Raw genomic sequence first — 12,202 nt, 5'->3', positions numbered from 1 at the left:
GCAGGAGGAATTTACGCATAAAGTTTATCAATCTATGAGACAAATGATTCAGGTTTATTGCCAATAATTTCATCCAGATCTACATAATATCTTCCTGAATCATGAAACTGATCCAATAAAATCCGACGGCAAACATCAGTTGTAGCTGCCCCGCCCAAGGTAACAGATGATGCTAGCTGGGGCCATGTATTAATAGTTTTTTTTACTTCAAGCATTGATGCCTTTAGTCTTGTTGACATAGTATCGGCCCCAACCATTTTAAGAATGTAAGGAATTTTTTCCTGGTTTGTAAGATCCTTGATGCTATCAGGATCAAGCCCATCTGCCAGCCCATGTAAAATGGGTCTTTCAGGCTCAAGGTCAAAACGTTCAACATCAATCATACCCCGGTCGTTTGTATCCATTATAACAGGTATCTGGAACTCGCGGGCTTTAAAGCGGCTTTGTATTTTAGCGTCTAACCCGTCACAAACCTCTACAAACAAATCTAATTTGTCTCCTCCCAAAAAGAAATCCTCCATATTGCCTTCATGCAGGCCATCACTGAATATTTTAACTTTCAAAAATGGGTCGATCTCCATTATTTCCCGAGCTGCGATAACAGTCTTATTTAATCCCAGGTTATGCACGCCGGTTCGAATTCTATTTAAGTTACTAAGTTCGGCAGTATCAAAATCAGCTAATCTTAGTTCTCCACAAGTACGCTCCATTGCAATTGTTAATGCAATAGATTGCCCTACCGACAATCCAACAATACCAATTTTCTTTTTTTTGAGCCGATTTTGTTCTTCAGTAGTTATCTTATTTCTGTTCCTGTTTGTTCGTACTTCAACAAATTCTTCTTCATCTAACAGATGGACCAGTCGTTGATTCCATGGATAATAAACCCACACACCGTATTCTTGAATATCTTTTCCTGCTAAATGCTTATTAATAAGTTCGGGATATTCGTCCTGGCTTATGGTTACAGCTGGATTTTTACTCTTTATTAATTCCTGTAGCTGACCATATATTTCATCGCAAACAAATGTGATTTTAGAATCTTCAAATAGCTTGTTGAAAGTTGCTTTATCCTGGAAATTATCTAATCGGAGTATGGCGGGTTTATGAATATCCTTTATATTTTTAAAATCTGTCAGAAAGCTTGATATGATATTCATAATTGATTTTAGATAATGGCATTCTTAATAACGTGGACTTAGCTGATTAAAAAATAAACAGACTTTAAAAGAAGGTCGGTTCCTTTTCATCAATTTTATTTTTTAGTTGGTAGGTTTTAAATGCTGATTCTATGGCTTGAGATAAATCCCACTTATCTAGATTGGGAATCTGAAGTTCGAAATCAATTGTAATTTCCCTGTTTTTCAATTCATTTATCCTTAAATTATTAGGACTTTCTCTCATTTGAAATATCGAGGTCTTGTCTTCCCCGAGAGCTTTACCTAAAGTAGCAACCTCATTTAAAATCATGGCTGTTGCAATCAGATCCAGCTTTGGATAATAAAAGGTCCCCCTATTACCAATACTCTCTATCAGCACCATGCCACAATTCACAACAGGCTTAACAGTATATGGCGCACATAATGCAAAGAGCGACTGTATACCGAGCTGTGATGAAATTGCAATAAGGGTTCTTATCAGCAAAGGAGTTCCTATGCCATAGCCTGCAAGGTCCTGAGAATTCCATAAGCCGCATATCTCGCCGGTTCCGTATTGGGCATATTTCCAAACCAGATCATGAATAGACGAATCCAATGCACCAGTAGCTTGTTCTATCGGCAAAGGCTCCGTCCCGCCTGCTACGTGTACTCTTGCACCACCAAAAACTTCCTTCCCATTCAATGATTCTACAATAATTACAAAGGCATCCGGGTTCTTTGCCCATCCATTTTTAGATGAAGTAACTTTGGTGACGCCGATGCTGGTTAAAACCTGGGTATGACCCTGGATAAACAACTCGCAGGTTTCAGGCTCGTCGATAGCCCTGAATGCCCTGATCCTTACTTCCGGCCTTACTTTCTTTAATTCCTCCTCCATTAATAAAAATGCCTGTTATTTAACTATAACGAATAACGTTAATCATTAGTTACAAAACCGTTTAGGATTTAATATAAAAATGCAATAATACTGAAAATTACTCAATGAAAATTATAGACGGATGCCTACAACCAGGCTGCTATTACTAAACAAAAAGAACGATTAAGCTTGTGAGTTTCTTTGAAGCAAAAAAAGAGATTTTTAGCTTGAGACTATTTGACCAGGCTACCCGAATTAAGAATATTCTATTTGCTAAAAATATATATGGCAAATGACATAACAAATTACTCAATTAACGGTTAATAGTATGTAGGCTTTGATAATCTATTATTATAAAGCTACTGCCTTTTTTTGTTTTTATCCGCAACATATTAACTTAACGGTGATCACCAGCGCACATTAAATTTCATTGCGCCTCAATATCAGGCAGATCCATAGCATAAGGAACAAGACTATCCTGCTGCTAATCTAAAACATCCGTGCCCCCTCTTCAAAAAGGAATCATGCCTGTTATTTTACTTTACGTTAATACTGTTTTTATGCCGATCCTCATTTTCTTTATCGCCCATTGGTTTTTGTCTCTGTTTTTTCAAACATTTTTTCAGCACCGTTATGCCGCCCACCGGATGTTTACCGTCAGCAAAACATGGGAACGTATATTTTATTTAATGACCTATATTTTTGAAGGCGCATCTTTTTTAAACCCTCGTGCTTATGCCACCATGCACCGGGAACATCATGCTTACAGTGATACCGAAAAAGATCCTCATTCTCCTCATTTTTTTAAGGATGTGTATCACATGGTAAAAGCAACCTTTAAAACATTTGATGATCATTTACATAGAACAAAAGATCCCGAAGCGAGGTTCAAGGGTAATTATCCGGAATGGCCCCTTGTGGACAGGATGGGATCGTCAACGGCTTCCAGACTTATTTTCGGAACCGCTTATACTTGCTTTTATATTTTTTTTGCTGCCCATTGGTGGTTATTCCTGCTGCTTCCTATCCATTTTATGATGGGGCCTATACAGGGAGCTATCGTTAATTGGTGCGGGCATAAATACGGTTATACTAATTTTGACAATAAGGATAAATCAAAAAACACTTCGCCTTTTGATTTCCTGCTGTTAGGGGAATTATTTCAGAACAATCATCACAGGTATCCCAATAGCGCCAACTTCGGTAAAAAGTGGTTTGAAATTGACCCTGTCTACCCTGTGATTAAAATCATGCACTGGATGCGGATCATTAAACTTCGTAAAGCATTTTAATAATCAACTCTTTAACAAATAACATAAAATATTATGAGCAAAGACAAAGGAAGTAAAAATATAAAAAAGTTGCCAACCCTTGCAGGGAACAAAACTCAGTCGGATTACCAGGCCGGAAAAAACAGTTCTGGTAAAGTTGAAATCGTAACTACCAGTAAAAAAAGTAAATAATTATGACTAGTCAGCCAATCGAATTAAAAGCCAGAGAATATGTATATGACCTCCGTAATCTTTCCAGAGAATTTGGTTTCAAGCCAGATGAAACCTGGGAGGTTATGCTGGTGACTCACGAGGAGCGGTTAGTATTTGTGAGGAATTATTATCCTATCGCCTCAGCTAAAGCTTTACCGGAATTGTTAGCCGAAATGTTTGACCTGGTTAAGGCAAAATTAAGCCAAACCATAGACAACAAAAAGCAATGGGATAGCAATAGTATAGCTAAAAACCACCTTGAATATATCATCGCTTTTAACCCGGCCAGGCTTCGTACCTGTTGAATCGAAAAAATATATTAGTCTTAAAGCATGCACATTTTTTTTAATTTTTCAGCCGATGCCTTTTTTAGATCACGTACTACAAGCACCTTCTTATGGCTGGAAGGATGAACAAGGGATTTTAATTAAGCCCACTATCAGACAAATATTAGCCGAGTTCTTTTCACGATTAAACATCTGTAAGACCCGCAAAAACTGGTTGCCTTTTTTCAGCTGGCTGAAGGTGTTTTGTCTGGCTCCTTTTTTCGTAATATTTATATTTTATTTTTTAACATGGTGGACCATACCTGCGGCTTTTATTTATGGTATGATCATTATGGGCACACACGGCACCATATGGCACCACCGCTATTGCACACATGGTGCCTATACCTATTGTCCTGGATTCTCAACTGGTCGTTTTGGTACACGGTATTTTACTTGATAGGGGGGCATGCTTTAGCTTGCAGCTTATTTGGCGCAGTCGGCTTTTGGGCTGTGGGCGTCCGTACCTTTAATTATGAGGGTCACGCGAAAGGAAAAGATAGGCAAAATGAACGTACAGACTACAATCATAAAGATAAATCCATCAATCAGATATGGCCCGGCTTTGTAGCCGGCGAATGGCATAATAATCATCATTTATTCCCAAAAAGCGCCAGGAGTGGATTTAAGCCCTACCAGATTGATTTTGCCTGGTATTATATCAAATTCATGAGTTGGTTAGGTGCAGTGAGTTATTACAAAGATGCTAAGAAACAGTTTTATCAGCAGTATTATCTGCCTTATCTGCAAAATAAAAATCTAAAAGCGCACACTGATTAATTTTTTCGATTATCAGAACAAACTGAGATAAATTATCGTAAAGCCATTATATTATTTGTTTGTGACTTATTATTGCATTCATCATTGGGTACTTGGGTCTTATGCTGGTTTGTATATTTGTATGTAAGTTAAAACGATCAATAATTATTAACTTTGTGATAAAATTATTGTGAACTCAGACGGTATGGTAGCAAAAAAAATAAACATTCTTTATGTGGATGATGAAGAAAACAATTTGCTTTCTTTTAAGGCTACATTCAGGATAAAACACCATGTATTAACAGCACTTAGCGGAGGTGAGGCCCTAAAGATTCTGGCAAACAATCAGGTCGATATAATTATTACTGATCAGCGCATGCCAGAAATGACTGGTGTTGCGTTTTTAGAAAAAGTATTAGAAAATTTTCCCGATCCAATGAGAATCCTTCTGACAGGATATGCAGATATGACTGCTGTGGTAGATGCAGTTAACAAGGGGAAAATATTCCATTACGTGACCAAGCCATGGAATGAAGAAGAGTTGGAGCTGACAATAAATCGAGCTTATGCAAAATACCTTGAAAAAGCGCAATTAAAAGAAATGAATGAAAAACTGGAAGGCTCAAATGATCAATTAGAGTTTTTGCTAAGACAAAAATTGCTTTCCTAATACTCTTTCAGAACAAAGAGGCTATCCTCTAAAGACCCGTTTTGAAAAATCGGACGGTCCATGTCATGAGTATTTTGGTAAAAATCCAAACGGGAACACAAAACCCCTTTCCTGCAATTTTATAAATTTAGAATTGCCAACAATGGAGTTGTCCGTGGTGTTAAGCACCTTGATGATATAACTACCGGGCATCAGGTCAGAAATATTGGGTTGCCAGTTTGATTGCTGTGATGTAAGCTGTTTGACGATTAATCCCAAATGCCGTTCTGCGCTGTAAATATTACCGGCTGACCGCCAGTTACCATAATGGTATGCTCGTGCTGCGCAACAAAACCACCTTTATTACCGCTTAGTGTCCAGCCGTCGGCCTGTGTATCGGCAATTATTGACCGTGTTGAAATGAATGTCTCTATCGCTACCACCGAATTCTTTTTAAAACGCGTAGTGTTATACCTGTCGCAGTAGTTAGCTATCTCGTGTGGTTCTTCGTGCAAGCTGCGACCAATACCATGCCCGGTCAGGTTTTTTATTACCGTGTAGCCGGCTTTTTTAGCTTCTGCCTCGATCAATCTGCCGATCTCCGATATCCTGACACCACCTTTAATGTTGCTGATCGCTTTTTTTAATATCTCTTTCGATGTTTCTACCAGTCTGCCATGGCCGTAGATATCTTCACCCAATACGAAGGAACCGCCATTATCAGCCCAGTAGCCATTTAGCTCTGCCGATACGTCAATATTTACCAAATCACCATCTTTAAGGATTTTATCCACTGATGGTATGCCGTGCGCAGCTTCCTCATTAACGCTTATACAAGTATACCCGGGGAAATCGTAGGTTAACGCAGGTGCAGAACATGCGCCCATCTGTGCCAGCAATTTGCCGCCGTATTCGTCAAGCTCCTTTGTGGAGATACCCGGTTTGGCAAACTCACGCATCTTCTTAAGAGTGATGGCAACAGCATCACTTGCCTGCTGCATTCCAATTCTTTCGTCTTCGGTAGTTATCGACATTATTAAGTTTTTATCTATGCCAAAATTAACAATTAATACATTTAACACCGTTTACCAAACGTCAGTTTACGAAAACAACGTTCCTGCAAACATGTATTGCTGCATCTTTGATTCCGCTACAGTGTACGTTGTCTTATCATGGGATAAGGTGCAGGTTATTAGTTCGCTATCAACTCTTGTTGGGTATGATTGAAACCAAAAATTGAAAAGTCAAACGAAAGGGAGCGATTCGGAAAGCAATCAGTAACAATAGGCTAGCGATTTAATCTTATTGGTAGTTGACAAACAGATACTTTAAGCAAATGGTTAAGAAATATTCAGTTTTAATAGGAGTGGTAATTTCTTTGATTTTAATAATGATAGCCATTTCAATTTACCCGGGCGGCACAATGTTCGATGAATATTCTATTGGGTTTGACTGGACAAAAAATTTCATGAGCAACCTGTTTGGAACAAAAGCGTTGAATGGCGCTGAAAACCCTTCCAGAATTTGGGCATACTCAGGAATGATTTTCCTTCCATTTACTTATGCAGTATTTTTCATTAATATGTCAAAAAAAATACCTGAAAAAAATGCTGCCAATATTCTAAAATATGGAGGTGTAGCTAATATTTTTTTTACGTTTTTAACGGTAACACCTTTGCATGACATCATGTTAATCATATCAACCACTTTGTTTTGGACATGTTTAATTGTTATCACCGTTTTTATCCTGAAGACAAGACTTCATTTATTTAAATTCTTTTGCATTATTAGCCTTTTGGTTTTTTATTACAGTGTTTACTTATGGGGCATAAGCGATTGGAGTTTATTACCAATAATGCAAAAAGTAAATTTTGTCAGTTCAACGTTATTAATTTTAGGACTTGAGTATTTTACCAACCAGGAAGATTTTGCTCATACTAAACCAAGAACACATAAAAAATTAGCAACGAACCACTAACATAGTATTTTCGATAGTGGGGCAGATGAAAATTCAGCTCAGTTTGGTGCTTAAAATTCTATTTTATTGCAATAAAATTGCCAAACATTGTTTTTCATTTTGTTTGGCATTTTTAATCAGCTTATGTCTTTAGTAATAATGCTTTATTGTATTCATAGTTCATACGGGCTATGTGTAATACAGATATTGCCTGCGGGCATTCTACTTCACAAGCTTCGGTATTAGAGCAGTGTCCGAAACCTTCTGCATCCATCTGTTCAACCATATTGATCACTCTGTCCGCCGCTTCTAATTCGCCCTGGGGCAACAAAGCGAGATGTGTTATTTTTGCAGCGGTAAAAAGTGCCGCGCTGGAATTTTTACAAGTGGCTACACAGGCACCACAACCAATGCACGCGGCTGCATCAAATGCTGCTTCCGCTACCTTATGCGAGATCAGGATAGTGTCGGCCTCGGGCGGTTGCCCTGTCGATACCGTTATAAACCCACCGGACCGTATAATTTGGTCAAACCCTTTTCGATCTACCTTCAGATCACATACAACAGGAAATGCTGTTGCCCTGAATGGTTCAATATAAATAGTATCACCATCTTTAAAACTGCGCATGTGCAACTGGCAAGTGGTGGTATTAGATAAAGGGCCATGTGCCCGTCCATTGATCATCATTCCACATTGTCCGCAAATACCTTCACGGCAATCGTGATCAAACTCAACAACGCGCTCCCCTTTCTGAACAAGTGTTTCATTCAGCAAATCCATCATTTCCAGAAACGACATGTGCTCTGATACATTATCCAGCAGATAGTTTATCATAGCTCCCTTTGCATCAAAACTTTCCTGCCGCCAGATCTTTAAATTAAATTTCATTTTTAATAAATTTAATGTGATTTATTTGTAGCTCCTCACCGTAAGTTCTACGTTCTCAAACACCAACGGCTCTTTGTGAAGTTCATGCACCACGCCTGAACCTTTCCACTCCCAGGCCGACACAAAGCAGAAATCCTGGTCGTTGCGTACAGCTTCACCATCTGCGGTCTGATATTCTTCTCTGAAATGCGCTCCGCATGATTCTTCCCTTGTTAGGGCATCATAACACATAAGTTCGCCAAGCTCAAGGTAATCTGCTACGCGACCCGCCTTTTCCAGTTCACTGTTAACCTTGTCACCCCCCGTTATTTTTAAGTCTTTATAAAATGAATCTTTTAATTGATTTATCTCGACAATAGCCTCTTCCAAGCTTTTTTTGCTACGCGAAAGACCACATTTGTCATAAAGTAATTTACCCAGGGTTTTATGAAAATGATCGGCAGAGAGATGCCCGCCTATCTTCAAAAATCTTTCTAATTGCGATTTAACGGCGTCTTCAGCTGCAGCAAATTCTGGGCTTTCTGTCGTTACTTTCCCGGCCTTAAGTTCATCTGCCAGATAGTTGGGGATAGTGTATGGTGCTATAAAATAGCCATCAACACAGGCCTGAAGTAACGAATTAGCGCCCAATCTGTTAGCCCCATGGTCAGCAAAGTTCGCTTCCCCTAATGCAAACAAGCCGGGGATGGTGGTCATTAAATGGTAGTCAACCCACAATCCACCCATAGTAAAATGCGCAGCAGGGGAGATAAGCATGGGATGTTCATAGGCATTGGTGCCATTTATTTTTTGATACATGGTAAACAGATTGCTATATTTTTCTTTGATCTTATCCTCGCCTTGCTCTTTGATTGCCTTTGAAAAATCAAGAAAAACCGCATTTTTCATTGGTCCAACGCCACAACCTGCATCTATTCGCTCTTTTGCGGCCCGCGAAGAAATATCCCTTGGAGAAAGATTACCAAATGCCGGATAACGACGCTCCAGGTAATAATCACGTTCTTCTTCCGGTATATCTTTGGGAAGCCGTTCATCACCGGTCTTTTTGGGCACCCATATCCGCCCGTCGTTGCGTAAAGACTCCGACATAAGTGTTAATTTAGACTGATATTCCCCTGATTGAGGCAAACAGGTTGGGTGAAACTGTATCCAGCTTACTCCTGCCATAAAAGCCCCCTTTTTATGTGCGCGCCATATGGCCGAGCTATTACAACCCATAGCCAATGTGGATAAGTAGTAAACTTTGCCATATCCACCGGTAGCTAATACAACCGCATTGGCAGCATGCCGTTCTATTTGGCCGGTAACTAAATTACGTGCAATAATGCCCCTCGCTTTACCGTCAATAACAACCAGCTCAAGCATTTCGTGCCTGGTATAGGTTTTTACTTTCCCTAAACTCTCCTGCCGCATTAAGGCCTGGTAAGCGCCAAGCAATAATTGCTGGCCTGTTTGTCCCCGTGCATAAAAGGTACGTGATACTTGTACCCCGCCAAATGATCTGTTATTTAAATACCCTCCGTATTCTCTTGCAAAAGGAACCCCCTGGGCAACAGCCTGGTCTATCAACTCAGCAGAACATTCCGCAAGGCGGTATACATTAGCTTCGCGCGAACGAAAATCGCCTCCTTTAATCGTATCATAAAACATCCTATACACATTATCACCGTCGTTTTTGTAATTTTTTGCGGCGTTCACACCTCCCTGGGCTGCAACTGAATGTGCCCGGCGTGCAGTATCTTGGAAACAAAACGATTTTACGCTATAGCCTTGTTCTGCAAGTGAAGCCGCGCCTGATGCACCCGCCAACCCGGTCCCGACAACAATAATGTCCAGCTTTTTGCGGTTGGCCGGATTAACCAGCCTGGCGCGCTCCTTGTAACTATCCCATTTTTCGGCAAGCTTACCTGCCGGAATTTTTGCATCTAACATAATTATAAGCTGTTTAAATAAACGTAAACGGGCATTGCCATAAACCCAATTGTTATAATAGTTGTGTATACCCACCCCAATATTTTCACCCACTTAACGTACCGGGGATGAAATAATCCCAGCGTACGGGCCGCGCTGTAAAACCCATGCAGCAGGTGAAAGCCCAACGCAATCAATGCAACTTCGTAAACCAATACATACCACAATTGCCCGTAGGCCTTTACTACAATAGTGTACAGGTCTTTATTGCCTTTAGCATCAAGCGGCAGATTTGTAAATTTGTATTGATACCAGAAATCTTTAAAATGGATGATCAAAAACAGGAATATGATGGTGCCTAACAAGCCCATATTGCGGCTATACCAAACGCTTACTTCGCCGCGCTTATCATATTCGTATTTAGTTCCGTTGGCTTTAACGTTGTTTTTTGTAATTAAAATAGCATAAATCGTGTGGCCGATAATGGAAGCATATAACACATATGCAACTATTTCTATAATAATATTGCCCGCAAGTAAATGAGAATACCAGTTAAATTGTTCTCTTGCTTCCGGACCCGGTAAAAACAACTGGAAGTTCCCCAACAGGTGAATCACCAAAAAGAAACACATAAAAAACCCTGTCGCTGACATCCATAATTTATGCTGAAGTGTTGTGGTTTTCATATGAAAAGTATTTTTGTTTGAACAGATTTAATGATTCATAAAGTTTATTTTTACCATAAACCGATAGCCTTCCACCATAAGCCGCCTATTAAAAACCAAACGGCCAAAAACATCACGCTTATAAAAAAACCCTGTTTCCACCAGTCTTTCATATCCACATAGGAACTTCCGAAAAATATGGGAGCGGGACCGTGTCCATAATGCGTTATTGAACCCATGAGCGTTGCACAGGCTCCTAAAAATATTGCAAGCATTGTACCTGGGACACCCACCGATATGCCGACTGCCAGAAATACCGAATACATAGCCGCAGCCTGTGCTGTTGCACTGGCGAACATATAATGACAATAGGAATAAACCAGGATGATAATAGGGAAAGCCAGTTGCCAGCTTAAATGTGACATCTTTCCCCCTATCAAATGTCCAAACCAACCAATAAAACCGAGCGAATTAAGATAAGAACCCATCATCACCAGCGATGAAAACCAAACTATTGTATCCCAGGCTGCTTTTTCAGATTTTACATCTTCCCACGTTAAGACGCCGCAAAGCAATAAAATGCATAAACCTATAAGTGCGCCGGTAGTTGCATCGATGGCAAATAAATTACCAAACATCCACAACACCAGCAATATGATAAACGTTGCCACCATTAGCCATTCCTGTATAGTTATAGCGCCCATTTCCTTTAATTTTACTGCAGCCATGCCGGGGGCATCGCTGGTTTTTTTTAGCTCAGGGGGATAAAATTTATACAGGAATAGCGGTGCCAGTAAAAAACACGCCAGGCCAGGCACCACAGCAGCAATAAACCAACTGCTCCAGGTAATAGTTATACCTAAATCTTTAGCGAACTTTTGCGCCATAGGATTACTCGCGGTTGCGGTAAGGAATATTACAGAGGTGATCATGTTGGCATTGTAGCTGCTTAATGTTAAAAAAGCACCTATTTTGCGGTGAGTTTCGGGTTTATCCGGTTCCGATCCCATGTTAACAGCAATAGATTTCATGATGGGAAATATTACCCCGCCTGCCCTTGCTGTGTTACTGGGTATGGCAGGAGCAAGTATAAGATCTGCGGTATTTAAACCATAAGCCAGCCCAAGCGAACTTTTACCAAAAATTCGTATAAAACTGTACGCCAGCCTGGTGCCCAATCCCGTTTTAATAAAACCACGGGCAATAAAAAATGCCAGTCCGATTAACCATATAGTAGAATTGCCAAACCCACTTAATGCATTAGCAATAGATTTTACCGGATCGCCCGGTGCTAATACCTCGGTGGCGGCACACATGGTAATCCCAATCATTGCCATTGAGCCCATAGTGGCGGCCTTTAAAATAATGCCTAAAATAGTTGCAACAAAAATAGCCAGCAAGTGCCACGCATTAGGTTTAACGCCATCCGGAACGGGTATAAACCAGATAATCAAACCAATTACCACCGTTATGATCAGTGATTTTAAGTTAATTTCTTTCATTATGATTAGATTAAACTACACTTCACTACTTGTACTTATCTATC

Annotated in this window: 14 protein-coding genes; 7 read left to right on the top strand and 7 right to left on the bottom strand. The window is 39.9% G+C overall.

Annotated elements, in window-relative coordinates; all coding sequences use genetic code 11:
* Window positions 1-32: 32 nt before the first annotated feature.
* Together ACPPVU_RS03350 and ACPPVU_RS03345 are read right to left on the bottom strand one after the other, a co-directional pair.
* A complete protein-coding gene (locus ACPPVU_RS03350) occupies window positions 33-1,160 on the bottom strand; it encodes an Rv1355c family protein (RefSeq protein WP_426670282.1) in 1,128 nt (375 codons plus the stop codon).
* A gap of 64 nt (window positions 1,161-1,224) precedes the next feature.
* Entirely contained in the window at window positions 1,225-2,037 is an 813-nt protein-coding gene (locus ACPPVU_RS03345) for a hypothetical protein (protein WP_426670281.1), read from the bottom strand.
* A 539-nt stretch (window positions 2,038-2,576) separates the two neighbouring features.
* Between ACPPVU_RS03345 and ACPPVU_RS03340 the strand changes: the two genes are divergently transcribed.
* The 6 genes from ACPPVU_RS03340 (at window position 2,577) to ACPPVU_RS03315 (ending at window position 5,255) form a co-directional block, all read left to right on the top strand.
* Window positions 2,577-3,308 (top strand): acyl-CoA desaturase, encoded by a 732-nt coding sequence (locus tag ACPPVU_RS03340; protein WP_426670280.1) that lies wholly within the window; start codon window positions 2,577-2,579, stop codon window positions 3,306-3,308.
* Between the two features lie 33 nt (window positions 3,309-3,341).
* Window positions 3,342-3,479: a hypothetical protein gene (locus ACPPVU_RS03335; protein WP_426670279.1), complete on the top strand. Its 138-nt coding sequence runs from the start codon at window positions 3,342-3,344 to the stop codon at window positions 3,477-3,479.
* Between the two features lie 2 nt (window positions 3,480-3,481).
* Complete coding sequence (locus tag ACPPVU_RS03330) at window positions 3,482-3,805, top strand: hypothetical protein (RefSeq protein WP_426670278.1); 324 nt, start codon at window positions 3,482-3,484, stop codon at window positions 3,803-3,805.
* Between the two features lie 55 nt (window positions 3,806-3,860).
* Window positions 3,861-4,226, top strand: coding sequence for a hypothetical protein (locus ACPPVU_RS03325; RefSeq protein WP_426670277.1), 366 nt, complete (start codon window positions 3,861-3,863; stop codon window positions 4,224-4,226).
* Window positions 4,178-4,606 carry a hypothetical protein gene (locus ACPPVU_RS03320; protein WP_426670276.1) on the top strand — a complete coding sequence of 143 codons (429 nt, stop codon included), beginning with the start codon at window positions 4,178-4,180 and terminating at the stop codon, window positions 4,604-4,606. The genes ACPPVU_RS03325 and ACPPVU_RS03320 overlap by 49 nt, the downstream gene beginning before the upstream one ends.
* 184 nt (window positions 4,607-4,790) lie before the next feature.
* Window positions 4,791-5,255, top strand: a complete 465-nt coding sequence (locus tag ACPPVU_RS03315) for a response regulator (protein WP_426670275.1) — start codon at window positions 4,791-4,793, stop codon at window positions 5,253-5,255.
* A gap of 248 nt (window positions 5,256-5,503) precedes the next feature.
* On the opposite strand, the gene map is transcribed toward ACPPVU_RS03315, so the two are convergent.
* Entirely contained in the window at window positions 5,504-6,268 is a 765-nt protein-coding gene (gene map / locus ACPPVU_RS03310) for a type I methionyl aminopeptidase (RefSeq protein WP_426670274.1), read from the bottom strand.
* Window positions 6,269-6,570: 302 nt separating this feature from the next.
* Between map and ACPPVU_RS03305 the strand changes: the two genes are divergently transcribed.
* Window positions 6,571-7,212 carry a hypothetical protein gene (locus ACPPVU_RS03305; protein WP_426670273.1) on the top strand — a complete coding sequence of 214 codons (642 nt, stop codon included), beginning with the start codon at window positions 6,571-6,573 and terminating at the stop codon, window positions 7,210-7,212.
* 121 nt (window positions 7,213-7,333) lie between these two features.
* On the opposite strand, the gene ACPPVU_RS03300 is transcribed toward ACPPVU_RS03305, so the two are convergent.
* The 4 genes from ACPPVU_RS03300 to ACPPVU_RS03285 are packed head-to-tail and all read right to left on the bottom strand — an operon-like array spanning window position 7,334 to window position 12,158.
* Window positions 7,334-8,080 carry a succinate dehydrogenase/fumarate reductase iron-sulfur subunit gene (locus tag ACPPVU_RS03300; protein ID WP_426670272.1) on the bottom strand — a complete coding sequence of 249 codons (747 nt, stop codon included), beginning with the start codon at window positions 8,078-8,080 and terminating at the stop codon, window positions 7,334-7,336.
* 21 nt (window positions 8,081-8,101) lie between these two features.
* The gene (locus ACPPVU_RS03295; RefSeq protein ID WP_426670271.1) at window positions 8,102-10,012 is read right to left on the bottom strand and encodes a fumarate reductase/succinate dehydrogenase flavoprotein subunit; all 1,911 of its coding nucleotides are present in this window, start codon (window positions 10,010-10,012) and stop codon (window positions 8,102-8,104) included.
* A 2-nt stretch (window positions 10,013-10,014) separates the two neighbouring features.
* Window positions 10,015-10,677, bottom strand: a complete 663-nt coding sequence (locus ACPPVU_RS03290) for a succinate dehydrogenase cytochrome b subunit (RefSeq protein ID WP_426670270.1) — start codon at window positions 10,675-10,677, stop codon at window positions 10,015-10,017.
* A 50-nt stretch (window positions 10,678-10,727) separates the two neighbouring features.
* The gene (locus ACPPVU_RS03285) at window positions 10,728-12,158 is read right to left on the bottom strand and encodes an anion permease (protein ID WP_426670269.1); all 1,431 of its coding nucleotides are present in this window, start codon (window positions 12,156-12,158) and stop codon (window positions 10,728-10,730) included.
* Window positions 12,159-12,202 lie beyond the last annotated feature (44 nt).

Source organism: Mucilaginibacter sp. McL0603 (genome assembly GCF_049992945.1).
Lineage (GTDB): Bacteria > Bacteroidota > Bacteroidia > Sphingobacteriales > Sphingobacteriaceae > Mucilaginibacter.
Note: the sequence above shows the minus strand (reverse complement) of the source record. Positions and strands in the feature narration are given on the sequence as shown.